20 protein-coding genes, 1 tRNA gene and 2 pseudogenes are annotated in these 24,615 nt (G+C 68.1%); 12 read left to right on the top strand and 11 right to left on the bottom strand.

What is annotated here, in order from left to right; translation table 11 throughout:
• Nucleotides 1-20: 20 nt before the first annotated feature.
• Nucleotides 21-578: pseudogene (locus ACGFY9_RS32130) on the top strand (hypothetical protein); the annotation flags it as partial.
• Here the strand turns inward: ACGFY9_RS32130 and ACGFY9_RS32125 are convergent.
• Nucleotides 559-1,599 (bottom strand): adenosine deaminase, encoded by a 1,041-nt coding sequence (locus tag ACGFY9_RS32125; RefSeq protein ID WP_393759939.1) that lies wholly within the window; start codon nt 1,597-1,599, stop codon nt 559-561. The pseudogene ACGFY9_RS32130 and the gene ACGFY9_RS32125 overlap by 20 nt on opposite strands.
• Nucleotides 1,600-1,729: 130 nt before the next feature.
• Nucleotides 1,730-2,956, bottom strand: a complete 1,227-nt coding sequence (locus ACGFY9_RS32120; RefSeq protein ID WP_365308679.1) for a pyridoxal phosphate-dependent aminotransferase — start codon at nt 2,954-2,956, stop codon at nt 1,730-1,732.
• A 259-nt stretch (nt 2,957-3,215) separates the two neighbouring features.
• Here ACGFY9_RS32120 and ACGFY9_RS32115 point away from each other — a divergent pair.
• The 11 genes and pseudogenes from ACGFY9_RS32115 (at nt 3,216) to ACGFY9_RS32065 (ending at nt 16,769) form a co-directional block, all read left to right on the top strand.
• Nucleotides 3,216-3,288, top strand: a tRNA-Trp gene (locus ACGFY9_RS32115).
• Between the two features lie 113 nt (nt 3,289-3,401).
• Nucleotides 3,402-3,689, top strand: a complete 288-nt coding sequence (secE, locus tag ACGFY9_RS32110) for a preprotein translocase subunit SecE (RefSeq protein WP_019055477.1) — start codon at nt 3,402-3,404, stop codon at nt 3,687-3,689.
• A 77-nt stretch (nt 3,690-3,766) separates the two neighbouring features.
• Nucleotides 3,767-4,624 (top strand): transcription termination/antitermination protein NusG, encoded by an 858-nt coding sequence (gene nusG / locus ACGFY9_RS32105; RefSeq protein WP_033279975.1) that lies wholly within the window; start codon nt 3,767-3,769, stop codon nt 4,622-4,624.
• A gap of 228 nt (nt 4,625-4,852) precedes the next feature.
• Nucleotides 4,853-5,287: a 50S ribosomal protein L11 gene (gene rplK, locus ACGFY9_RS32100; RefSeq protein ID WP_006383482.1), complete on the top strand. Its 435-nt coding sequence runs from the start codon at nt 4,853-4,855 to the stop codon at nt 5,285-5,287.
• Nucleotides 5,288-5,366: 79 nt separating this feature from the next.
• Nucleotides 5,367-6,092 carry a 50S ribosomal protein L1 gene (gene rplA, locus ACGFY9_RS32095; RefSeq protein WP_093627332.1) on the top strand — a complete coding sequence of 242 codons (726 nt, stop codon included), beginning with the start codon at nt 5,367-5,369 and terminating at the stop codon, nt 6,090-6,092.
• Between the two features lie 159 nt (nt 6,093-6,251).
• Nucleotides 6,252-7,193: a hypothetical protein gene (locus ACGFY9_RS32090; protein WP_393759936.1), complete on the top strand. Its 942-nt coding sequence runs from the start codon at nt 6,252-6,254 to the stop codon at nt 7,191-7,193.
• 103 nt (nt 7,194-7,296) lie between these two features.
• Nucleotides 7,297-7,383 (top strand): annotated as a pseudogene (locus ACGFY9_RS32085) (DUF1396 domain-containing protein); the annotation flags it as partial.
• A 297-nt stretch (nt 7,384-7,680) separates the two neighbouring features.
• Entirely contained in the window at nt 7,681-8,211 is a 531-nt protein-coding gene (gene rplJ / locus ACGFY9_RS32080; RefSeq protein ID WP_019055481.1) for a 50S ribosomal protein L10, read from the top strand.
• Nucleotides 8,212-8,334: 123 nt separating this feature from the next.
• Nucleotides 8,335-8,718: a 50S ribosomal protein L7/L12 gene (rplL, locus tag ACGFY9_RS32075; RefSeq protein ID WP_369192459.1), complete on the top strand. Its 384-nt coding sequence runs from the start codon at nt 8,335-8,337 to the stop codon at nt 8,716-8,718.
• Nucleotides 8,719-9,289: 571 nt separating this feature from the next.
• A complete protein-coding gene (gene rpoB, locus ACGFY9_RS32070; RefSeq protein ID WP_393759934.1) occupies nt 9,290-12,775 on the top strand; it encodes a DNA-directed RNA polymerase subunit beta in 3,486 nt (1,161 codons plus the stop codon).
• 94 nt (nt 12,776-12,869) lie between these two features.
• A complete protein-coding gene (locus ACGFY9_RS32065; protein ID WP_393759932.1) occupies nt 12,870-16,769 on the top strand; it encodes a DNA-directed RNA polymerase subunit beta' in 3,900 nt (1,299 codons plus the stop codon).
• A 58-nt stretch (nt 16,770-16,827) separates the two neighbouring features.
• Here ACGFY9_RS32065 and ACGFY9_RS32060 read toward each other — a convergent pair whose 3' ends face one another.
• The 9 genes from ACGFY9_RS32060 to ACGFY9_RS32020 all read right to left on the bottom strand — a co-directional run bounded on the left by ACGFY9_RS32060 (nt 16,828) and on the right by ACGFY9_RS32020 (nt 24,422).
• Nucleotides 16,828-17,094, bottom strand: a complete 267-nt coding sequence (locus ACGFY9_RS32060) for a hypothetical protein (protein WP_327401957.1) — start codon at nt 17,092-17,094, stop codon at nt 16,828-16,830.
• Complete coding sequence (locus tag ACGFY9_RS32055; RefSeq protein ID WP_393759930.1) at nt 17,091-17,366, bottom strand: hypothetical protein; 276 nt, start codon at nt 17,364-17,366, stop codon at nt 17,091-17,093. Before ACGFY9_RS32055 ends, ACGFY9_RS32060 begins: the two co-directional genes overlap by 4 nt.
• A 26-nt stretch (nt 17,367-17,392) precedes the next feature.
• Nucleotides 17,393-18,262 (bottom strand): peptidoglycan-binding protein, encoded by an 870-nt coding sequence (locus ACGFY9_RS32050; protein ID WP_393759928.1) that lies wholly within the window; start codon nt 18,260-18,262, stop codon nt 17,393-17,395.
• Nucleotides 18,263-18,583: 321 nt separating this feature from the next.
• Nucleotides 18,584-19,012 carry an ATP-binding protein gene (locus tag ACGFY9_RS32045; protein WP_393759926.1) on the bottom strand — a complete coding sequence of 143 codons (429 nt, stop codon included), beginning with the start codon at nt 19,010-19,012 and terminating at the stop codon, nt 18,584-18,586.
• 20 nt (nt 19,013-19,032) lie between these two features.
• Nucleotides 19,033-19,728 carry a hypothetical protein gene (locus ACGFY9_RS32040; RefSeq protein WP_393759924.1) on the bottom strand — a complete coding sequence of 232 codons (696 nt, stop codon included), beginning with the start codon at nt 19,726-19,728 and terminating at the stop codon, nt 19,033-19,035.
• Entirely contained in the window at nt 19,728-20,861 is a 1,134-nt protein-coding gene (locus tag ACGFY9_RS32035; RefSeq protein ID WP_393759922.1) for a hypothetical protein, read from the bottom strand. The genes ACGFY9_RS32040 and ACGFY9_RS32035 overlap by 1 nt, the downstream gene beginning before the upstream one ends.
• A complete protein-coding gene (locus ACGFY9_RS32030) occupies nt 20,858-21,958 on the bottom strand; it encodes a hypothetical protein (protein WP_393759920.1) in 1,101 nt (366 codons plus the stop codon). Before ACGFY9_RS32030 ends, ACGFY9_RS32035 begins: the two co-directional genes overlap by 4 nt.
• Nucleotides 21,959-22,005: 47 nt before the next feature.
• Nucleotides 22,006-23,202 (bottom strand): hypothetical protein, encoded by a 1,197-nt coding sequence (locus ACGFY9_RS32025; RefSeq protein ID WP_393759918.1) that lies wholly within the window; start codon nt 23,200-23,202, stop codon nt 22,006-22,008.
• Entirely contained in the window at nt 23,199-24,422 is a 1,224-nt protein-coding gene (locus tag ACGFY9_RS32020) for a hypothetical protein (RefSeq protein ID WP_393759916.1), read from the bottom strand. The genes ACGFY9_RS32025 and ACGFY9_RS32020 overlap by 4 nt, the downstream gene beginning before the upstream one ends.
• Nucleotides 24,423-24,615 lie beyond the last annotated feature (193 nt).

Raw genomic sequence — 24,615 nt, 5'->3', positions numbered from 1 at the left:
CCCTTGCCCCATGAGGCACCCGCGACCCGGCGCCGTACGGCACGCTCCTGGGGGATCACGACGGGCTGAGCCGACTGGCCGGGCTGTTCTCGTTCGCCGCGTACTCCCGGCACACCATCGTGCACGTCCCGCTGCGCGAGAGCGTGCCGCCCGACGAGGGGTGCGGGGAACTGGTCGATCTGGTGGTGGCCCACCAGGAGGCGGGACCACGACCCTCCAAGTGGCCCGAGCTGCGGCGGTCGCTGGGGCGCGGTACGCCGCTCACCGTGCGCACGGACGAGGCCCGTACCGAGCGCCACGCGCGCGCGTGGGAGGAGCGGCCGTACGCCCGTGGGCAGTTGAGGCACACCACGCACGCGCGTACGTACTTCCTCATCGGCGACCGTGGCGTCCTCGCCGCTGCCACCCACTTCGCCTACGCGGCCGGCTGGGGGCCGCAGGAGAAGGGAGTCGTCAAGGGGCGGTCGGCGTTCATGACCTGCCTGCACGGCGAACTGGCCCCCCACGAAGGGGCCGAGATCCTGGTCTGTTTCAAGCCGTATCCGCCCTACGCCCACTTCAAGCGACCGGGGCACTGAGCCAGTCGTCGATGCCGGACAGCAGCTTCGTCTTCATGTCCTCCGGGGCCGCCGATCCCCGTACCGACTGCCGGGCCAGTTCAGCCAGTTCGCGGTCCGAGAAGGCGTGGTAGCGGCGGGCAATCTCGTACTGGGCCGCCAGCCGGGAGCCGAAGAGGAGGGGGTCGTCGGCGCCCAGTGCCAGCGGGACGCCCGCTTCGAAGAGGGTCCTCAGAGGCACGTCCTCGGGCTTCTCGTAGACACCCAGGGCCACGTTCGACGCCGGGCAGACCTCGCAGGTGATACCCCGGTCGGCGAGCCGCTTCAGCAGGCGCGGGTCCTCTGCCGCGCGCACCCCGTGGCCGATCCGGGTCGCGTGCAGGTCGTCCAGGCAGTCCCGCACCGAGGCCGGGCCCGCCAGCTCGCCGCCGTGCGGCGCCGACAGCAGGCCGCCCTCCTGGGCGATCGCGAAGGCCCGGTCGAAGTCCCGTGCCATACCCCGGCGTTCGTCGTTCGAGAGGCCGAAACCGACCACTCCGCGGTCCGCATACCGCACGGCCAGCCGGGCCAGCGTGCGCGCGTCCAGCGGGTGCTTCATCCGGTTCGCGGCCACCAGCACCCGCATCCCGAGCCCGGTCTCCCGGGAGGTCGTCTCCACCGCGTCCAGGATGACCTCCAGGGCCGGGATCAGCCCGCCCAGGCGCGGTGCATACGACGTCGGGTCCACCTGGATCTCCAGCCAGCCCGAGCCGTCCCTGACGTCCTCCTCGGCGGCCTCGCGGACCAGCCGCTGGATGTCCTCGGGTTCCCGCAGGCACGACCGCGCCGCGTCGTACAGCCGCTGGAAACGGAACCAGCCCCGCTCGTCCGTCGCCCGCAGCTTCGGCGGCTCCCCGCTGGTCAGCGCCTCGGTCAGGGCGTCGGGCAGGCGTACGCCGTACTTGTCGGCGAGCTCCAGCACGGTGGTCGGCCGCATCGACCCGGTGAAGTGCAGGTGCAGATGGGCTTTCGGCAGTTCAGAGACATCACGTACACGCTCCATCTGGGAATCCTGCCGTACGTTTCCGCCGTCCCGGTACCACTTTCCTCGATCGTGGTCTTGCTCGCACAAAGCAGCGGGCCGCCTCCCGGGAGGGAAACGACCCGCACACGCGCGTGGAGCACGAATAACGTCAGTCCTTGGCCTCCGCCAGCAGCTTCTGGATACGGCTGACACCCTCGACGAGGTCCTCGTCACCCAGGGCGTACGACAGCCGCAGGTAACCGGGGGTCCCGAAGGCCTCGCCCGGGACGACCGCGACCTCGGCCTCCTCCAGGATCAGCGCGGCCAGCTCGACCGAGTCCTGCGGGCGCTTGCCGCGGATCTCCTTGCCGAGCAGCGCCTTGACCGACGGGTACGCGTAGAACGCGCCCTCGGGCTCCGGGCAGAGCACGCCGTCGATCTCGTTGAGCATCCGCACGATCGTCTTGCGGCGGCGGTCGAAGGCCTCGCGCATCTCCGCGACGGCCTTCAGGTCACCGGAGACGGCGGCCAGCGCGGCGACCTGCGCCACGTTCGACACGTTCGAGGTGGCGTGCGACTGGAGGTTCGTCGCGGCCTTGACGACATCCTTCGGGCCGATGATCCAGCCCACCCGCCAGCCGGTCATGGCGTACGTCTTGGCTACCCCGTTGACCACGATGCACTTGTCGCGCAGCTCCGGCAGGATCGCGGGCAGCGAGGTGAACTTGGCGTCGCCGTAGACCAGGTGCTCGTAGATCTCGTCCGTCATGACCCACAGGCCGTGCTCGACGGCCCAGCGGCCGATCGCCTCGGCCTCGGCCTCGCTGTAGACGGCGCCGGTCGGGTTGGACGGCGAGACGAAGAGGACGACCTTGGTGTTCTCGGTGCGGGCCGCCTCCAGCTGCTCGACCGTGACGCGGTACCCGGTCGTCTCGTCGGCGACGACGTCCACGGGGACACCGCCCGCGAGACGGATCGACTCCGGGTACGTCGTCCAGTACGGCGCGGGGACGATGACCTCGTCGCCCGGGTCGAGGATCGCGGCGAAGGCTTCGTAGATGGCCTGCTTGCCGCCGTTGGTGACGAGGATCTGGGAGGCGTCCACCTCGTAGCCCGAGTCGCGCAGCGTCTTCGCGGCGATCGCGGCCTTCAGCTCCGGCAGACCGCCGGCCGGGGTGTAGCGGTGGTACTTGGGGTTCGAGCAGGCCTCGATGGCGGCCTGGACGACGTAGTCCGGGGTCGGGAAGTCCGGTTCACCCGCGCCGAAGCCGATCACCGGACGTCCGGCGGCCTTGAGGGCCTTTGCCTTGGCGTCCACGGCGAGGGTGGCGGACTCGGAGATCGCGCCGACTCGGGCGGAGACCCGGCGCTCGGTGGGAGGGGTTGAGGCGCTCATGGGTCCATCGTTTCAGACCGGAAACCCGCCCGGCACACCGGTTTCACAGACTGAACAGGATCGGGCGAGCGTGGAACAACCGTCCGGATTCCCGCCCCGGCCTGGGCGATCTTCCTCCGGCAATCCCCGTACAGGCACTTTCTGTTCGACGACCGGCCCCGGAGCACGTACACTCCTAGCTCGTTGGCCTTCAACAGCCGCGCCCTACCAGGTGCACACCGAGCACCCGGGCGGATGCGGTACGTTGGGGACGTCACAAAGGGTCGTAGCTCAATTGGTAGAGCACCGGTCTCCAAAACCGGCGGTTGGGGGTTCAAGTCCCTCCGGCCCTGCTACACACACCTTCACCAGGATGTGTGCGCAGCGCATGTACGTACAGCAATGCACCGCCGTGCGGCTCAGACCGGGCGCGGCACGGCCACGACCCGGGAACAGGTGAGGATGAATGGCGGACGCCGTGGGCTCCATCGACATGCCTGATGCCCAGGACGAGGTGTCGGAGTCCAAGAAGAAGGCCCGCAAGGGTGGCAAGCGCGCCAAGAAGGGCCCGCTGAAGCGCCTCGGCATCTTCTATCGCCAGATCGTCGCGGAGCTCCGCAAGGTCGTCTGGCCGACCCGCAACCAGCTGACGACGTACACGACGGTTGTCATCGTCTTCGTCGTCATCATGATCGGTCTCGTGACCGTGATTGACTATGGACTCAATCACGCCGCGAAGTACGTCTTCGGCTGAGGCCGGAAGCGAAGGGCGCCCTGACCGGCGCCCCTTTCGCGTGTTCCACCCCCATGTATCCAGGAAGAAGCAGCCACGTGTCTGACCCGAACCTGAACGAGGCCGTCGAGCCGGACGAGTCCGTGGAAGACGAACTCGACATCGTCGAGGGCGCGGACGAGGAGCTGGACGAGGTCGAGGCTGCGGACGCCGACGCGGGCGAGCCGGCCGAGGAAGCCGCCGTACACGTCGAGGACGAGGACGCGGAAGCGACCGAGGACCTCGACGACGAGGCCACGGCCGAGGACGACGAGGAAGAGGCCGAACCGGCCGAGCCCGTCGACCCCGTCGTCGCCCTGCGTGAGGAACTGCGTCTCCTGCCCGGCGAGTGGTACGTCATCCACACGTACGCCGGTTACGAGAACCGCGTGAAGACCAACCTGGAGCAGCGCGCCGTCTCGCTGAACGTCGAGGACTACATCTTCGCGGCCGAGGTGCCGCAAGAAGAGGTCGTCCAGATCAAGAACGGCGACCGCAAGACCATCAAGCAGAACAAGCTCCCGGGCTACGTCCTGGTCCGCATGGACCTGACGAACGAGTCCTGGGGCGTCGTCCGCAACACCCCCGGTGTCACCGGCTTCGTGGGCAACGCCTACGACCCGTACCCGCTGACCCTGGACGAGATCGTCAAGATGCTCGCCCCGGAGGCCGAGGAGAAGGCCGCACGCGAGGCGGCCGAGGCCGAGGGCAAGCCGGTTCCGCAGCGCAAGGTCGAGGTCCAGGTGCTGGACTTCGAGGTCGGCGACTCGGTCACCGTCACCGACGGTCCGTTCGCGACGCTGCAGGCGACCATCAACGAGATCAACGCCGACTCGAAGAAGGTCAAGGGTCTCGTCGAGATCTTCGGCCGCGAGACGCCGGTCGAGCTTTCGTTCGATCAGATTCAGAAGAACTAGTTCTTCGGCTGCGGGTGTGTGGGGGCTGGTCGCGCCCGCGCGACGGAAGTCGCATATCGACACAGCCCCGCGCACCTAAGTGGGTCAGGTCAGGCGGTTCCAAGTGGAGCCCCTGGCCTTTCTCGTTTTTGGGCATGGCCCCTTACCCGCTATTGTTGTGCGGTATGCCTGCGTGCGGGAGAGCAACCCGGATGCAGGCAGGACCCGAACGAGAGGACCCGGAGAGCAATGCCTCCCAAGAAGAAGAAGGTCACGGGGCTCATCAAGCTCCAGATCAACGCCGGTGCGGCGAACCCGGCCCCGCCGGTCGGCCCCGCGCTCGGTCAGCACGGCGTCAACATCATGGAGTTCTGCAAGGCCTACAACGCGGCGACCGAGTCGCAGCGGGGCTGGGTGATCCCGGTGGAGATCACGGTCTACGAAGACCGCTCCTTCACCTTCATCACCAAGACTCCGCCGGCCGCGAAGATGATCCTCAAGGCCGCTGGTGTCGAGAAGGGCTCGGGCGAGCCGCACAAGACCAAGGTCGCCAAGATCACCCAGGCGCAGGTCCGTGAGATCGCCACGACCAAGCTTCCCGACCTGAACGCCAACGACCTGGACGCCGCGTCGAAGATCATCGCCGGCACCGCCCGTTCCATGGGCATCACGGTCGAGGGCTGACCTTCACCTCGTAGGAAAGACCGTGGCAGGGCCTGCTCGGCCCACACCACGACTCCTCAGAACACACACAGGAGCAGTAGTGAGCAAGCGCAGCAAGTCTCTCCGCGCTGCGGACGAGAAGATCGACCGGGACAAGCTCTACGCCCCGCTCGAAGCCGTCCGTCTCGCCAAGGAGACCTCCACCTCCAAGTTCGACGGCACCGTCGAGGTCGCCTTCCGTCTGGGTGTCGACCCGCGCAAGGCGGACCAGATGGTCCGTGGCACCGTGAACCTCCCGCACGGCACCGGTAAGACCGCCCGGGTCCTGGTCTTCGCGACCGGTGACCGTGCCGAGGCCGCGACCGCCGCGGGCGCCGACATCGTCGGCTCCGACGAACTCATCGACGAGGTGGCGAAGGGCCGGCTGGACTTCGACGCCGTCGTCGCCACCCCGGACCTCATGGGCAAGGTCGGCCGCCTCGGCCGCGTGCTCGGTCCCCGTGGTCTCATGCCGAACCCCAAGACCGGCACCGTGACGCCGGACGTGGCCAAGGCCGTCAACGAGATCAAGGGCGGAAAGATCGAGTTCCGCGTCGACAAGCACTCGAACCTGCACTTCATCATCGGCAAGTCGTCCTTCGACGACACCAAGCTGGTGGAGAACTACGGCGCGGCCCTCGACGAGATCCTCCGTCTGAAGCCGTCCGCCGCCAAGGGTCGCTACATCAAGAAGGCCGCGATCAGCACCACGATCGGCCCCGGCATTCCGGTCGACCCGAACCGCACCCGCAACCTCCTCGTCGAGGAGGACCCGGCCGCCGTCTGAGCCCCGCGCTCACCTCGGTAGCCGCGTCCGGCGCGCGTCAGCATTCGGGCGAGCCCCGCAACCTTCGGGTTGCGGGGCTCGTCCTCTTTTCGGACGGGGTGTCAGTGCGCTGCGCTAGCGTTTCTGGCAGGCACAGCAATCGCATAGGGGTGGGGACGAATGAAGAGCACGACCGTGCGCCGGGTGGGTCTCTCGATCGCGGTGGCGACCGCGCTGGCCTCGGTGGCCGCCTGCGGTTCCTCGGGGTCCTCCGGGAGCTCCGGCAAGGACGACAAGGCCGTGGGCAAGGGCTCGACCCGGGTGAGCCCCATAGCGGCCCTGCGCAGCGCCGAGCAGTCCACCGACAAGGCGGACTCCGCCAAGGTCGAGTCCTCCACCGTGATGGGCTCCCTGATGTCCATGGACGCCAAGGGCAACCTCGGCTGGGGCGACGGCATCACCGGCGTCCTCACGATGACGTACACCGGCGGCACGATGGCCCAGACGATGCGCGCGGCCGGCAGCACGTCGATGGAGGCCCGCTATCTGCCCGACGCCTACTACGCGAAGATGGGCGACAAGTTCGCCGAGCAGGCAGGCGGCAAGCACTGGCTGAAGTACGACTACGACGACCTGGCCAAGCTCGGCGGCAGCTCCGGCGCGTACCTCAAGGACCAGATGCAGAACTCCACGCCGAACCAGTCGGTGAAGCTCCTGCTCGCCTCCGGGGACGTCAAGAAGGTCGGTACGGAGTCGGTCCGCGGCCAGCAGGCCACGCACTACTCGGGCACGGTCAATGTCGCCGACCTCGCCGCCAAGAACTCCAACCTCACCGCGAGCCAGCTCGCCGGCCTGAAGAAGCAGCTCACCGCGGCCGGCGTCACCACGGAACAGGTCGACATCTGGGTCAACGCCCAGAACCTGCTGATCAAGAAGGTCGAGAAGGGCCAGATGTCCTCGGGCCAGTACAGCCAGACCGCCTACTACAGCGACTACGGCGTGAAGATCGACGCCACTGTGCCCCCGGCGAGCGACACCGAGGACTTCACGGCGCTGCTGAAGCAGCAGGGCGCGGGCTCGGACAGCAGCGGCACGTCGACCGGGTCCGGTACGAGTTCCTGAGCGGGCCCCAACCCCCCTGAGGCCCACGGGAATTCGCCGGGCTCGTCGCCCTGGGTGGGGCTGGGCGGCCAACGACCTGAACGCCGACTCCATGAGCGCGGCCGAGGCCGGCTTCCTCACCGGTGGTGAGGACGTGAAGGCGGTCGGCACCGAGACCGTCGACGGGGTGCGGACCACCCACTACGCCGGTAAGCCGAGCTGATGAAGGATGCCCAGGGCTGAGCCGTACGGGCGGATTTGCTTCAGTCCGTGGGGCTCGCGTACGGTGGTCCAGAAGCCAAAGACCGCTGGTCGTTGCCGTGCCTGTCAAAGGGTGTGGTGACCGAAGGATCCGCTGAACAGTGGACGACCCGCGCAGGTGAACTGGATGTGTTCCCGGGAATGTCGTTTCCGGTCGAGCTACGCCCCGTGCGCCTGCGCCGGGGCGTTTTTTCTGTCCCAGCCCCTTCTGAGCGGTCCTCATCACCCGGAAGGAGGCCGACGCTCTATGGCAAGGCCCGACAAGGCTGCCGCGGTAGCCGAGCTCGCGGACCAGTTCCGCGACTCGAACGCCGCCGTGCTGACCGAGTACCGGGGTCTCACCGTGGCGCAGCTCAAGACGCTGCGTCGTTCGCTCGGTGAGAACGCCCAGTACGCCGTGGTGAAGAACACGCTGACCAAGATTGCGGCCAACGAGGCCGGGATCTCTACGCTCGACGACCTGTTCAACGGTCCGACGGCGGTCGCCTTCATCACCGGTGACCCGGTGGAGTCGGCGAAGGGTCTTCGTGACTTCGCCAAGGACAACCCGAACCTCGTCATCAAGGGCGGTGTCCTTGACGGCAAGGCGCTGTCCGCCGACGAGATCAAGAAGCTCGCGGACCTTGAGTCCCGCGAGGTTCTGCTCTCCAAGCTGGCGGGTGCCTTCAAGGGCAAGCAGACTCAGGCTGCGCAGCTCTTCCAGGCGCTTCCGTCGAAGCTCGTCCGCACGGTGGACGCCCTTCGCGCCAAGCAAGAAGAGCAGGGCGGTGCCGAGTAATTCGGCTCGCAGCATGACCGCCGCCTGAGGCTCCGCGCCGCACGGCAACGGTCGTAGCGGGCCGAACGTACGCCCGCCAGACATGTACACACCGGCACCAGCCGAAATTAGTGGAAGGAAGCCATCGTGGCTCTCACCCAGGACGAACTGCTCGCCGAGTTCGAGACCATGACCCTCATCCAGCTTTCCGAGTTCGTGAAGGCGTTCGAGGAGAAGTTCGACGTCACCGCCGCCGCGGCGGTCGCCGTTGCGGGCCCCGCCGCCGCCGGTGCCCCGGCCGAGGCCGAGGCCGAGCAGGACGAGTTCGACGTCATCCTCACGGGTGCCGGCGAGAAGAAGATCCAGGTCATCAAGGTCGTGCGTGAGCTGACCTCGCTGGGCCTGAAGGAGGCCAAGGACCTCGTGGACGGCGCCCCGAAGCCCGTCGTCGAGAAGGTCGCCAAGGACGTCGCCGAGAAGGCCGCCGAGTCCCTCAAGGCCGCCGGCGCCTCGGTCGAGGTCAAGTAACACCTTCGAGGCCGTGGACGGGGTCCCAAGGACCTTGTAACGCCTCACCCCCGAAGAGCGATCATCCATCTGGGTGGTCGCTCTTCGGCGTTCCCGGGTCGGGTGAGCGGCAGCCTTGCGGTCAGGGGTTCGCGGAGTATGGTGATCTTCTTCGTGCCTCCGAGCATCCCTGGTGGTATGTGGTGTGGGCCATGGAGGCCTTGACGAACCGCACGCAGCGCGCAATTCTCAGGACGCGTCGTCACAACGATCCGAATCCGAGGCATGGATCGGCGGCGAAGAGGGCAGTATCAACGCGTTGAGGACGTGAGCTTGCCGAGGGTGTTGAGCACGACGAGGGTCTCAAAAAAGCGGGGCTGGACATCAGTGCGCCAAGTGGCTACACTGACCCTTTGCGCTGCCTGTTAGCTGCTCCCTGCCCGTCACCAGGGGCATGCCCTCACTTGAGCATCGATGACCGGACCAACCCTGACCTGGCCTTTCCGGGCCGTCTCAGGAAGTCCATGTCTCTTTGCCCCTGAGAGGGGCCGGTACGCGCGTAGTGAGTCCGAGCCCTCGGAAGGACCCCCTCTTGGCCGCCTCGCGCACTGCCTCGACCGCGAATATGAACAACGGCGCCAGCACCGCCCCGCTGCGCATCTCCTTTGCAAAGATCAAGGAGCCCCTTGAGGTTCCCAACCTGCTCGCGTTGCAGACCGAGAGCTTCGACTGGCTGCTCGGCAACTCCGCCTGGCAGAGTCGGGTCGAGGCGGCTCTGGAGTCGGGTCAGGACGTCCCCACGAAGTCCGGTCTGGAGGAGATCTTCGAGGAGATCTCTCCGATCGAGGACTTCTCCGGGTCGATGTCGCTGACCTTCCGCGACCACCGTTTCGAACCTCCCAAGAACAGCATCGACGAGTGCAAGGAGCGCGACTTCACGTACGCCGCCCCGCTCTTCGTAACCGCTGAGTTCACCAACAACGAGACCGGCGAGATCAAGTCCCAGACGGTCTTCATGGGCGACTTCCCGCTCATGACCAACAAGGGCACCTTCGTCATCAACGGCACCGAGCGTGTCGTCGTGTCGCAGCTGGTCCGTTCGCCGGGCGTCTACTTCGACTCCTCGATCGACAAGACGTCCGACAAGGACATCTTCTCCGCCAAGGTGATCCCGTCCCGGGGTGCCTGGCTGGAGATGGAGATCGACAAGCGCGACATGGTCGGTGTCCGCATCGACCGCAAGCGCAAGCAGTCCGTCACCGTCCTGCTCAAGGCTCTCGGTTGGACGACCGAGCAGATCCTGGAGGAGTTCGGCGAGTACGAGTCCATGCGCGCCACCCTGGAGAAGGACCACACCCAGGGCCAGGACGACGCGCTTCTCGACATCTACCGCAAGCTGCGTCCGGGCGAGCCCCCGACCCGCGAGGCCGCGCAGACGCTTCTTGAGAACCTCTACTTCAACCCGAAGCGCTACGACCTCGCCAAGGTCGGCCGCTACAAGGTCAACAAGAAGCTGGGCGGCGAAGCCCCGCTCGACGCCGGTGTGCTGACCGTCGAGGACATCATCTCGTCGATCAAGTACCTGGTGAAGCTGCACGCCGGTGAGACCGAGACCGTTGGCGACAACGGCACGACGATCGTCGTCGAGACCGACGACATCGACCACTTCGGCAACCGTCGTCTGCGCAACGTCGGCGAGCTCATCCAGAACCAGGTCCGTACGGGCCTGGCGCGTATGGAGCGAGTCGTCCGCGAGCGGATGACGACCCAGGACGTCGAGGCGATCACGCCGCAGACCCTGATCAACATCCGGCCGGTCGTCGCCTCCATCAAGGAGTTCTTCGGCACCAGCCAGCTGTCGCAGTTCATGGACCAGAACAACCCGCTGTCGGGTCTCACCCACAAGCGCCGTCTGTCGGCTCTTGGCCCGGGTGGTCTCTCCCGTGAGCGGGCCGGCTTCGAGGTCCGTGACGTGCACCCCTCGCACTACGGCCGCATGTGCCCGATCGAGACCCCTGAAGGCCCGAACATCGGCCTGATCGGCTCGCTCGCCTCCTACGGCCGTGTCAACGCGTTCGGTTTCGTCGAGACGCCGTACCGCCGGGTCACCGACGGTGTCGTCACCGACGAGGTCGACTACCTGACCGCCGACGAAGAGGACCGATTCGTCATCGCGCAGGCCAACGCGCCGCTCGGGGACGACTTCCGGTTCGAGGAGACCCGCGTCCTGGTCCGCCGTCGTGGCGGAGAGGTCGACTACGTCCCCGGTGACGATGTCGACTACATGGACGTCTCCCCGCGCCAGATGGTGTCCGTCGCGACCGCGATGATCCCCTTCCTGGAGCACGACGACGCCAACCGTGCCCTCATGGGCGCGAACATGATGCGGCAGGCGGTGCCGCTGATCAAGTCCGAGGCGCCGCTGGTCGGCACCGGCATGGAGTACCGCTGTGCGGTCGACGCCGGTGACGTCCTGAAGTCGGAGAAGGACGGTGTGGTCCAGGAGGTCTCCGCGGACTACATCACCACCGCCAACGACGACGGCACGTACACCACGTACCGCCTCGCGAAGTTCTCCCGCTCCAACCAGGGCACCTCCGTCAACCAGAAGGTTGTCGTGGACGAGGGCGCCCGGGTCGTCGCCAACCAGGTGCTGGCCGACGGTCCGGCGACCGAGTTCGGCGAGATGGCGCTCGGCAAGAACCTGCTCGTGGCGTTCATGCCCTGGGAGGGTCACAACTACGAGGACGCGATCATCCTGTCGCAGCGCCTCGTACAGGACGACGTCCTCTCCTCGATCCACATCGAGGAGCACGAGGTCGACGCCCGTGACACCAAGCTCGGCCCCGAGGAGATCACCCGGGACATCCCGAACGTCTCCGAGGAGGTCCTCGCCGACCTCGACGAGCGCGGCATCATCCGTATCGGTGCCGAGGTCGTCGCCGGTGACATCCTCGTCGGCAAGGTCACGCCCAAGGGTGAGACCGAGCTGACCCCCGAGGAGCGCCTGCTCCGCGCGATCTTCGGTGAGAAGGCGCGCGAGGTGCGCGACACCTCGCTGAAGGTGCCGCACGGCGAGATCGGCAAGGTCATCGGCGTCCGCGTCTTCGACCGCGAGGAGGGCGACGAACTGCCGCCCGGCGTCAACCAGTTGGTCCGTGTGTATGTTGCGCAGAAGCGCAAGATCACCGACGGCGACAAGCTGGCCGGCCGCCACGGCAACAAGGGTGTCATCTCCAAGATCCTGCCGATCGAGGACATGCCGTTCCTTGAGGACGGCACCCCGGTCGACATCATCCTGAACCCGCTGGGTGTCCCGTCCCGAATGAACCCGGGACAGGTCCTGGAGATCCACCTCGGCTGGCTCGCCAGCCGCGGCTGGGACGTCTCCGGGCTCAGCGAGGACTGGGCGCGCCGCCTGCAGGTCATCGGCGCCGACCAGGTCGCGCCGGGTACCAACGTCGCGACCCCGGTCTTCGACGGTGCCCGCGAGGACGAGATCTCCGGTCTCTTCGAGGCCACGATCCCGAACCGCGACGGCGACCGGCTGGTCCAGGCCTCCGGCAAGGCCAACCTGTTCGACGGCCGCTCCGGCGAGCCGTTCCCGGAGCCGATCTCGATCGGCTACATGTACATCCTGAAGCTGCACCACCTGGTCGACGACAAGCTGCACGCCCGTTCGACCGGTCCGTACTCGATGATCACCCAGCAGCCGCTGGGTGGTAAGGCGCAGTTCGGTGGTCAGCGCTTCGGCGAGATGGAGGTGTGGGCGCTTGAGGCTTATGGCGCCGCTTACGCCCTCCAGGAGCTGCTGACGATCAAGTCCGACGACGTCACCGGCCGCGTGAAGGTCTACGAGGCCATCGTCAAGGGCGAGAACATCCCCGAGCCCGGCATCCCCGAGTCCTTCAAGGTGCTCATCAAGGAGATGCAGTCGCTCTGCCTGAACGTGGAGGTGCTGTCCAGTGACGGTATGTCCATCGAGATGCGTGACACCGACGAGGATGTCTTCCGCGCAGCGGAGGAGCTCGGCATCGACCTGTCCCGGCGCGAGCCGAGCAGCGTCGAAGAGGTCTGACGGGAGTCCGGAGACCTGCGCCACGCAGGTCTCCGGCCCCAGGACCCCCGTATCAGACCCCAAGACTTACAACCCTGAGAGGGATTGACGCATAGTGCTCGACGTCAACTTCTTCGATGAGCTCCGGATCGGTCTGGCAACCGCTGACGACATCCGTCAGTGGAGCCACGGCGAGGTCAAGAAGCCTGAGACCATCAACTACCGCACGCTCAAGCCCGAAAAGGACGGACTCTTCTGCGAGAAGATCTTCGGTCCGACCCGGGACTGGGAGTGCTACTGCGGCAAGTACAAGCGCGTTCGCTTCAAGGGCATCATCTGTGAGCGCTGCGGCGTCGAGGTGACCCGCGCCAAGGTGCGCCGTGAGCGGATGGGCCACATCGAACTGGCCGCGCCCGTCACCCACATCTGGTACTTCAAGGGTGTCCCGTCGCGTCTGGGATACCTGCTCGACCTCGCCCCGAAGGACCTTGAGAAGGTCATCTACTTCGCGGCGTACATGATCACGTTCGTCGACGAAGAGCGCCGTACGCGTGACCTGCCCTCGCTGGAGGCGCACGTCTCCGTGGAGCGTCAGCAGGTCGAGAACCGGCGTGACTCCGACCTCGAAGCCCGCGCCAAGAAGCTTGAGACCGACCTGGCCGAGCTTGAGGCCGAGGGTGCCAAGGCCGACGTTCGCCGCAAGGTGCGCGAAGGTGCCGAGCGGGAGATGAAGCAGCTGCGCGACCGTGCGCAGCGCGAGATCGACCGCCTGGACGAGGTGTGGACCCGGTTCAAGAACCTCAAGGTCCAGGACCTGGAGGGCGACGAGCTCCTCTACCGCGAGCTGCGTGACCGCTTCGGCACGTACTTCGACGGTTCGATGGGTGCCGCGGCGCTGCAGAAGCGCCTGGAGTCCTTCGACCTGGATGAAGAGGCCGAGCGTCTCCGCGAGATCATCCGTACCGGCAAGGGCCAGAAGAAGACCCGTGCGCTGAAGCGGCTGAAGGTCGTGTCTGCCTTCCTGCAGACCTCCAACAGCCCCAAGGGCATGGTTCTCGACTGCGTCCCGGTCATCCCGCCGGACCTCCGCCCGATGGTGCAGCTGGACGGTGGCCGCTTCGCGACCTCCGACCTGAACGACCTGTACCGCCGTGTGATCAACCGCAACAACCGCCTGAAGCGGCTTCTGGATCTTGGTGCTCCCGAGATCATCGTCAACAACGAGAAGCGCATGCTCCAGGAGGCCGTCGACGCCCTCTTCGACAACGGTCGTCGTGGTCGTCCGGTCACCGGTCCCGGTAACCGCCCGCTGAAGTCCCTGAGCGACATGCTCAAGGGCAAGCAGGGTCGTTTCCGTCAGAACCTGCTCGGCAAGCGTGTGGACTACTCCGCGCGTTCCGTGATCGTCGTCGGTCCGCAGCTGAAGCTGCACCAGTGCGGTCTGCCGAAGGCCATGGCGCTGGAGCTCTTCAAGCCGTTCGTGATGAAGCGCCTGGTCGACCTGAACCACGCGCAGAACATCAAGTCGGCGAAGCGGATGGTCGAGCGCGGCCGCACGGTCGTGTACGACGTCCTCGAAGAGGTCATCGCGGAGCACCCGGTTCTGCTGAACCGTGCGCCCACGCTGCACCGCCTCGGCATCCAGGCCTTCGAGCCGCAGCTGGTCGAGGGCAAGGCCATCCAGATCCACCCGCTCGTCTGCACCGCGTTCAACGCGGACTTCGACGGTGACCAGATGGCCGTACACCTGCCGCTCTCCGCGGAGGCGCAGGCCGAGGCCCGCATCCTGATGCTGTCCTCGAACAACATCCTGAAGCCGGCCGACGGTCGTCCCGTCACCATGCCGACCCAGGACATGGTGCTGGGTCTGTTCTTCCTCACCACCGACGGCGAACTCCGCGACGTCAAGGGCGAGGGCCGCGCGTTCGGCTCCACGGCCGAGGCGACGATGGCGTTCGACGCCGGCGAGCTGGCGCTCCAGTCGGCCGTCGACATCCGCTTCCCGGTGGGCACCATCCCGCCGCGTGGCTGGGTGCCGCCGGTCCGCGAGGAGGGCGAGCCCGAGTGGCAGCAGGGTGACACCTTCCGCCTGAAGACGACCCTGGGCCGCGCGCTCTTCAACGAGCTGCTGCCCGAGGACTACCCGTTCGTCGACTACTCGGTGGGCAAGAAGCAGCTCTCCGAGATCGTCAACGACCTGGCCGAGCGCTACCCCAAGGTCATCGTGGCGGCGACGCTCGACAACCTGAAGGCGGCCGGCTTCTTCTGGGCGACCCGTTCCGGTGTCACCGTGGCCATCTCCGACGTCGTCGTTCCCGAGGCGAAGAAGGAGATCGTCAAGGGCTACGAGGCGCAGGACGAGAAGGTCCAGAAGCAGTACGAGCGCGGTCTGATCACCAAGGAAGAGCGCACGCAGGAGCTCATCGCGATCTGGACCAAGGCGACCAACGAGGTCGCCGAGGCGATGAACGCGAACTTCCCGAAGACCAACCCCATCTTCATGATGGTCGACTCGGGTGCCCGAGGAAACATGATGCAGATGCGTCAGATCGCGGGTATGCGCGGTCTGGTGTCGAACGCCAAGAACGAGACGATTCCCCGTCCCATCAAGGCGTCCTTCCGTGAAGGCCTGTCCGTGCTGGAGTACTTCATCTCCACGCACGGTGCCCGTAAGGGTCTGGCCGACACCGCTCTGCGTACCGCCGACTCCGGTTACCTCACCCGTCGTCTGGTCGACGTCTCCCAGGACGTCATCATCCGCGAGGAGGACTGCGGCACCGACCGCGGCCTCAAGCTGCACATCGCGGAGCGCGGCGCGGACGGTGTCCTGCGCAAGGCCGACAACGTCGAGACCAGCGTGTACGCCCGTGCGCTGGCCGAGGACATCACCGTCGACGGCAAGGTGCTGGCCCCGGCCAACACCGACCTCGGCGACGTCCTCATCGACGAGCTGGTCAAGCACGGCATCGAGACGGTCAAGACCCGCTCGGTCCTGACCTGCGAGTCCGCCGTCGGCACCTGCGCCATGTGCTACGGCCGCTCGCTGGCCACCGGCAAGCTGGTCGACATCGGTGAGGCGGTCGGCATCATCGCCGCCCAGTCCATCGGTGAGCCCGGTACCCAGCTGACGATGCGTACCTTCCACACCGGTGGTGTGGCCGGTGACGACATCACCCAGGGTCTGCCCCGTGTCGTCGAGCTCTTCGAGGCTCGTACGCCGAAGGGTGTCGCCCCGATCTCCGAGGCCCAGGGCCGCGTGCGGATCGAGGAGACCGAGAAGACCAAGAAGCTCGTCGTCACCCCGGACGACGGCAGCGACGAGACGGCGTTCCCGATCTCGAAGCGTGCCCGTCTCCTGGTCAGCGAGGGCGAGCACGTCGAGGTGGGCCAGAAGCTCACCGTGGGTGCCACCAACCCGCACGACGTGCTGCGCATCCTGGGTCAGCGTGCCGTCCAGGTCCACCTGGTCGGCGAGGTCCAGAAGGTCTACAACTCGCAGGGTGTGTCGATCCACGACAAGCACATCGAGATCATCATCCGGCAGATGCTCCGCCGCGTGACGATCATCGAGTCCGGCGACGCCGAGCTGCTGCCCGGCGAGCTGGTCGAGCGTTCGCGCTTCGAGCAGGAGAACCGTCGTGTGGTCCAGGAGGGCGGTCACCCGGCCTCCGGTCGTCCGCAGCTCATGGGTATCACCAAGGCCTCGCTGGCCACGGAGTCCTGGCTGTCGGCGGCGTCCTTCCAGGAGACGACCAGGGTTCTGACGGACGCGGCGATCAACGCCAAGTCCGACTCCCTGATCGGCCTCAAGGAGAACGTCATCATCGGTAAGCTCATCCCGGCCGGTACGGGCCTGTCCCGCTACCGCAACATCCGGGTCGAGCCGACCGAGGAAGCCAAGGCCGCGATGTACTCGGCCGTCGGCTACGACGACATCGACTACTCGCCGTTCGGCACGGGCTCCGGCCAGGCCGTTCCGCTGGAGGACTACGACTACGGTCCGTACAACCAGTGAGTAGCTGAAACGCGTTGAAGGGCGGCACCCCGCACGGGGTGCCGCCCTTCGGCGTTTCTCAGTGCGGTGTCAGCTCCCAGGCGGTGACCACCACGGTGGCGATCGCGGCCAGGGCGCCGATGCTGGCGAGTGGCCAGCGGGAGCGTTCCAGGGCGTCCAACCGCTGTTCGTGGTCGGCGAGTTGGCGGTCGGTCTGGTCGCTGCGCTGGACCAGCAGCGCGAGGGAGCCGTCGACCCGAGCGAAGCCGGCCTCGACGGTCCCGCGCAGCCGTTCCAGTTCCACGGCGACGGCGATCGGGTCGGACAGGGACGTGGGTTCGTTCACGTGTCCTCCCGTTCCGGATCGGCCTTGACCAGCTTCAGCAGCGCGCCGTCGTCGACCGGCGGCACATCGGTGCGCAGCCAGGTGGGCAGCAGTGCCTGTACGGCGGGCAGGGCCATGATCCTGGTGACTCCGGCGGCTGCGGCCAGCGCCGCGGCCACCCAGGGCAGGGTGTCCGGGACACCGGCGGCGTCGACGACCGTCGGCAGCAGGACACACAGGCCGACAGCGGTCTGGAGAACGGTACGGAGGGTGCGCTTGGCGGCCTCTGACATGGGTGGACCTTGCCTTTCCGAGGGGTTCAGGAGCTGTACGGGACCTTCAGCGCGAGCCAGGAGGTGGCTCCCGGCCAGCCGTCCGCCGCGGTGCCGGTGTAGCCGAGCTTGCGCTGCCACTTGGCGTAGGAGGCCTTGTCGGCGGTGGTCCACTGGGGGCCGGGGCCGGAGGTGTACGCCGAGCAGCCGACGGCGACCAGTCGCTTGCCCATCGCTGTGACGATCGCCGACTTGGGGTTCTTCTTGAACCAGTCGGCGCCCGGGAAGGGCTGGTAGGTGGGCTTGGCGGGCGGTGTCACCTTTGTGCCGAGGCGGGTGGCCACCCGGGTGCGGAAGTCGGCCATCGTGAAACCCCGCGGGTCGATCTTGGTGTTCGTCCACTCCTTGTGGCCGATGACCGAGTGGGCGTTCCAGCCGTGCGCTCGGCACAGGGCGGCCGAGGCGCGGACCATCGCGTCCAGCTGGACTGCGGGCCAGGGGTCCTTGCCGTCGCCGAGGTTGACGCACTCGAAGCCGTAGAAGTGGACGTTGCCGTCCGTGTTGTTCTGGTTCGGGGCGGGGAGGGTGGGGCTCTGGGCGATGACCGCTTTTAGTACGTCGCCGTCGCCGCTGCCTGCGTGGTTGGCTCGGCCGTTGCCCACCAGGTGGACTGTGCCGTCCTTGGCGATGACTCCGTGGCAGAGGGGGCCGGGTAGTTCGGAGTGGCCGTTGAAGCAGAGGTTGACGGAGGTTGTGGTGCCGGAGGTGACGGTGTGGTGGATGACGATGCCGTTGACCGGGCCCCAACTGCCCTTGCTGTTGCGGTTATTGGTTCGCCAGCCGGGGTGCTCGATGACGGTGATGCCCTCGGCTTTGAGGGCTTTGATCAGGGCGTCGGGGGAGAGGGGTGTGGCCATGGGGTGCCTTTCGGGAGGTGAGCGGGGGGAATTGGGCATGAAAAAACCCGGGCCGGGGGTGGGGGCTCGGGTTGTGTGCGGGGTGCGGGTGCGTGGGGGCTGATCGCGCAGTTCCCCGCGCCCCTAGGAGGTTGGGGTGAGCGGGGTGAGAGGGGTGGGCGCGCCCGCGTGGCGGTAGCCGCGTGTTCGATACAGCCCCGCGCCCCTGGGGGGTTGGGGTGAGCGGGGTGAGAGGGCTGGGCGCGCCCGCGTGGCGGTAGCCGCATGTTCGATACAGCCCCGCGCCCCTTACGGGCATGGGGGCTGGGCGGAGTTTGTAGGCTAGGCCGGCGTCGTCGTCGACGTGCCGTCTCCGTCTCCTGAACCGTCTCCGTCTCCCGGATCGTCGGTCGGCGGGGTCCACTTGGCTGCCAAGGCCGTGTAAGCCGCCGTGTTCTCGACGAAGTTGGCCAAGGCCGCCGCCACCACGCTCTGGATGGCGGTCTGGTCGGGGACGACCATCGCTGTGCCGATGGGCATGATCGTGGTGCGGGCGCTGCCTCGGATGGCGGCGCCGTTGGTGCCGGTCTCGGTGAACTGGGCGGCTACCGTCACGGGGGCGTAGGTGCCGCTGATCGAGTCGGGGGCGATGATGCTGTTGTAGCTGGAGTCGGAGACGTTGACGTAGATCGTGTGGCCGGCCTCGGTGATGGTGGCTCGGCCCGCGAAGTCGATGGCCAGGCCCCAGGGTTGGGTGGTGTCGATGTCCATGGGTTGTGTGGTGTCCTCTCTCAGGTTTGGCGGCCGTACATCAGGATCGGGTTGGCGTAGACCGTGCCGGAGGTGCTGGTGACCTGGGCCTGGACCTCGACCTTGAGCTGGGTGCCGTAGACCGAGCCGAAGTCGGAGCTGATCAGGGCCTCGTAGATGAAGTCCGTGCCGGCGCTGACCGTGCTGCCCCACTGGGCGCCGTTGACGAGGACCTGGACGGAGCCGGTGGCGCCGGAGCTGGCGCGGGTGTTCATGACCAGGCGCATCTTCGGCTGCCAGGCGATGTTGTAGGACATCGCGATCGTTGTCATCGACGTCGAGGTGGTTTGTGGCCAGCGGGTCGTGTTCGTGTCCTGCGGTGGCAGCATGTTCAGCCAGGGGCGGGCCAGGCCGCCGGTGCTGATGTCGTCCGAGAGGATCTCGCGCTCCGCCTTGTCGTAGAGGCGGAGTGGCTGGAGTGAGGTGGCGGTGCCGTCGCCGTTGTACATGCTCATCGCCAACTGGCCTGTCTGGCGGCGGAGTTCCATGCGGTACTCGTCGGTGCCGGGCCACTTGCCGATCTTGAAGACCGGGGAACCGGTGGCCGGGCCCACCTCCAGGGTGCCGCCCGAGACCGTGTTGAGGGCCGGGCGGGTGTTGACGGCCGTGGAGAGCTGCTGGATGCGGCGTTCCATCTGTGTGAGCCGGTCGATGATGTCTTCGGGGAGCTGGGGCATCAGACCTCCTCCAGGTAGAGGTCGGCGGTGTCGGGGCGGCCGCGCTGGGCGGGGCTGACCTTGACGCCGATGATCCGGTAGCGGGTGTCGAGGCCCTCGGCGTACCACTCGTCGGTGATCCGGATGCGGACCGTGCGGCCGATCAGCGCGGCCGGGACCAGGTCGTCGAGGCGCACGCTGATCTCGGGGATCACCACCGCGCCGGTGGCCGCGGCCAGTTCGGTGCGGGCGAGCGCGGTGAGGGTGGCCGTGTCGGTGATGTCGTTGTGGTCCGAGGTCAGGTCGATGCGGGGGTAACCCGCCTGTCCGATCAGGTCGTTGGCCACCGCGACCGTGGAGCACAGGGGGCGGGACTCGCTGGCCTGGTCCGTGTTGGTGGAGGCGCCTCGGGCGCGGTCCGTGGTGCCGCCGCGGGTCGCGTCGCGCGGGAAGGAGTACGCCAGGATCGTGCCCGGGCGGTCCATCACCAGGTCGGTGGCGCCGGTGAGGATCTTCGGGCTGCCGAGCCGGAGGCGGCGCACGCGGGCGCCGGTCGTCGGGTCCGTGTACACCGAGATGTAGTGCTCGAAGCCGTTCTCCAGCGCCGCCAGCGCGTCCAGCGCGTCGAGATAGACCGTCTCGTCGCCGTCGCGGTAACTCGCCGAGCGGGTCACCCCGGAGGTCTCGGTGCCGTAGCTGACGCCGATGTCGCCGCCGGGGAGTGCGGTCTGGAGGTCAGTCCACAGGGCGCGGGCCATGTCCAACTGGTCGCCGGTGAGCGCCAGTTGGTAGCCGGGGTCGTATTCCGGCGTGGTCGCCCGGATCAGGCGCCTTCCCGCGTACGACTCGAAGGTCGCCGCCTGGATGCCGAGGGCGAGCACGCCCTGGTCGTCGCTCTGCAGGGTGCTCGTCCAGACGATGCCGCCCCACCACAGGTCGCCGCCGCGCTGGAGGTAGACCGAGGTGCGGCCCTCCTCGATACGGCGGACCCGGGCGGCCATCGCCGCGTCGGGGACCGGGATGGTGCCCGAGAGCGAGCCGGCCTTGCCGATGTAGTCGTCGACGGTGACGTCCCGTAGGGGGAGGATGTCGATGGTGCGGTCCGTGCGCAGGTCGCAGAAGATCGCCCGGTACGGCGTGTTGACGGTCGTCATGCGGCGGCCTCGTAGGTGGCGGTGCCGAAGATCGTGTAGCCGCTCGCCCAGGTCCACGGGGTGATGGCGTCCACCCCGCCGGTGTAGGCGTACGCGGTGAGGCTGGACTGGGCCGAGCACGTGACCAGTTCGAAGGCGCCGGTGGTGGAGAGGTAGACGCGGGCCGTGGCGCGGTTGCCCGCGGTGTTGGCGGACAGCTCGGCGAAGCCGATCGCCATGCGGGTCGAGGCTGCGGCGACGGGCAGGGAGAAGCGCCAGTTGTCGTTGACGGTGGGGCTGGTGCCGAAGGCGGTGGTGGTGCCGAACGTGATCGCGAAGTTCAGGTGCACGGTCGTACCGGACTTGACGTACCGGCAGCTCACCGTGGCGTTGCCGAAGGCCGGGGACGCCGATCCGCTGGAGGTGGTCCAGGCCGGGGTCCAGCTCTGCCAGGTCGGCAGGGCCGGGTAGTCGGTCCAGGCGGTGCCGTTCCAGCGCTGCAACTGGCCGTTGTTGTCGCGGTATTGGCCCGGGTAGGCGCCGTTCGCGGTGTCGGTGGTGACCGGGAGGATGCCGCCTACGGCGACCGTGGCGGTGCGCCGGCCGGTGAGACCGGTGGTCCAGGGGATGCCGCCGGTGCCCGCGCTGGTGCCGGCCGGCACGGTGACCTCGTACAGCGGGAGCGCGAGATCCGGGACGGCGGGCACGGTTGGGGTGGCGGACGGGGTGCCCCGCACGATGTCGACGACTGCCTCGGTGCGGCCCGAGCCGTCGTAGACGTCGTCGTAGATCCGCAGGACGAGGAGGTCGATCCGGCCGTACTGGGCGTCGCCGTCCGCGAAGGTCACGTCCTCGTACTCGGTCAGCGCGATCGGATAGGCGCCGCGGGTGTCGGTGGACTGGACGATCGCGCGGCCGGGGCTGACGGTGCCGCTCATGGTGCCGGTGGTGCCGGTCAGGGTGAAGCCGTTGACGCGGTACAGGCCGGTGGACGACCCCGGCAGGATGCCGGAGCGGACCTGGACCGCCGAGGTCGGGGTGAGGGCGCCGAGCGCGATGAGCCTGGTGTCCTCGCGGGACTGGCTGTCCGGGGAGAGCCAGCCGGAGCGTACGGGCATGGTTGAACTCCGTTCAGAGGGTGGGGAGTTGGGGGAGGGGCCGAGCGTCAGGCGATCGGGTCTGCGCGGAGGTAGATCGTGTCGAACCAGGCGGGGACGGTGGACGACGTCGACCGGTGCATGGCCGTGATCGTGTAAGTGGAGCCCGGGGTGAGGGAGTTGAGTCTTAGCTGAGTCGAGACCGACTTGCCGACCGCGCCTGAACCGGACGCGGCCCGTTCGTCGTCCGCCGCCCAGATCACCGTGGTGCCGAGGGTGATCTGCGGGGACATGTGCGCGCTCACCGTCTCGCTGCTCGTCGTGTAGACGCGGGCGCCCAGGCCGATGATCACCGAACCGGACGGCGACGCCGTGAAGTTGAGCGTCAGCGACGTCACCGCGGTGTCCGTGAGCGCGGACGTGTACGTCGTCGATGTCGTGTAACCCGCGTCCAGCGACTGTGCGAACACCGGGCCCGGCACGGCGGGTTGCCAGGCGGTGCCGTTCCAGCGCTGGAGCTGGCCGGCGGAGCTGTCCCGGTACTGGCCGGTGTAGCCGCCGGTGGTCAGCGCGCCCGCCGGGGCGATACCGCCCAGCCCCTTCGGATACGGCACCCAGGCCGAGCCGCTCCAGCGCTGGAGGGAGCCGGAGCTGTCGTTGTCCTGGTACTGGCCGCGGTAACTCCCGGCCACCGTCGCGTTGTTGTAGACCGGGAGGATGCCGCCGACCGAGACCAGGGTGGTTCGCAGGTCCGTGATGGCGGTGGCCCAGGGGATGCCGCCCGTGCCCGCGCTCGTCCCGGCCGGGACGGCTACCTGGAACAGCGGCAGCGCCAGGGTGGGGACGGCCGGTGCGGCGGGTACGGCGGCCGGGGTGCCCTGGACGATCTCGACGGCGGCCTCGTCGCGGCCGGAGCCGTCGGTCTCGTCGTCGTAGACGCGCAGGACGACCAGGTCGATGCGGCCGTACTGGGCGTCGCCGGCGGCGAACGTGATCGTGAGGTTCTCGTCGAGGGCGACCGGATACGCGCCCTGGGTGGTGGTGCCCTGGACGACGGCTCTGCCGGGTTGGACTGTCGCGGTCATCGTGCCCGTCGTGCCGGTCATTCCCAGGCCGCCGATGCGGTACTGGCCGTCGTCGGTGCCCGGCAGGATGCCGGAACGGCTCTGCAGCGGGCCGGCCGGAGTGGTGGCGCCGAGCGCGGTGTGGCGGGTGTCCGCGCGCGTCTGGCCGTTCGGTGACAGCCATCCGTAGCGGATGGTCATGACGCGGACTCGTACGTGCCGTGGATGGACAGGACGTCACCGGTGGCCCAGGTGAAGGGCGCTGCCTTGGCCCAGATGCCGGAGCCGCTCGCGAGGCTGTCGCGCAGCGAGCGGACGTAGCCGACGCCGCTGGTCACCACGAGCAGGCCGCTGCCCTGGTAGAGCGTCCCGGGCGAAGTCGAGTCCCAGGCCTCCGCGTTCAGCACCCGGCCGTCCAGCTTCCACGCGGTGCCGTTCGGTACGAACGGCAGCCGGAACGTCCAGTTGGCGGCGGCGGCCTGGGCGGTGAGGTTGGTCGTCGAGCCGATCTTGAGATAGATCCGGATGTGCACGACCGTTCCCAGCTTCACGTACGACCCGGCCAGCGTCCCGTTGCCGATCGCGGGCGCGGTGCCGGTCTCCACGCCCCACGCCGGTGTGTAGTCGGTCCAGGTCGGCGGTGGCGAGTACGACACCCAGGTCGTGCCGTTCCAGCGTTGGAGTACCCCGGCGGACGTGTCCCGGTACTGGCCCGTGTAGCTCGCGGTGGTGACCGCGCCGGCCGGGGCGATGCCTCCCAGCGCGCTCGGGTACGACACCCAGGCCGAGCCGTCCCAGCGCTGGAGCGCGCCGCCGGAGTCGCGGAACTGGCCCGGGTAGGCGCCGGTGCCGGTCTCGCCGTACGCGGGGAGGATGCCGCCGACCCCGACTACGGGTGTACGGAGGTCGGTGACGTCGGTGCTCCAGGTGATTCCGCCCTTGCCGGCGCTGATGCCTGCGGCGACCTTGACCTGGTAGAGGGCGAGTCCGATGCCGGGGATCAAGGGGGCGGTGGGGGTGGCGGCCGGGGTGCCCTTGATTATTTCCAGGGCCGCCTTCGTCTGGCCGGAGTTGTCGTAGAGCGAGTCGTAGATCCTGAGGACCACGAGGTCGATACGGGGATTGCTCGCGTCGCCGTCGGTGAAGGTGAGGGCGGTCGGTTCGGGGAGGGTGACCGGGTAGGCGCCCCGGGTCGCGCCGGCCGCGACTACGGCGCGGCCCTCGTGGACGGTCGCCGTCATCGCGCCCGAGGCGCCCTCCATCCAGAAGCCGGACATCCGGTAGAGGCCGTCGTACGAGCCCGGGAGGATGCCGGAGCGGACTTCCAGGGGGTTGGCCGGGGTGGTCGCGCCGAGTTGGGTCAGGCGGGTGTCCTCGCGGGTCTGGCCGGTCTCGGCCACCCATGAGCTGCGGAGGTTCATGTACGGGTCTCCTGGGGGTGGGTGGGGTGTGGTGGGTGGGGTGGGGTGGGGTGCCCGCAGGGGGTGGTGGGTGGGTCGGGGGGGGGGGGGGGGGGGGGGGGGGGGGGGGGGGGGGGGGGGGGGGGGGGGGGGGGGGGGGGGGGGGGGGGGGGCGGGGGGGGGGGGGGCGGGGGCGGCGGGGGGGGGGGCGCCG

It is taken from the genome of Streptomyces sp. NPDC048504, from assembly GCF_043200035.1.
Classification (GTDB): domain Bacteria; phylum Actinomycetota; class Actinomycetes; order Streptomycetales; family Streptomycetaceae; genus Streptomyces.
This window is presented reverse-complemented; position numbering and strand designations above follow the sequence as displayed.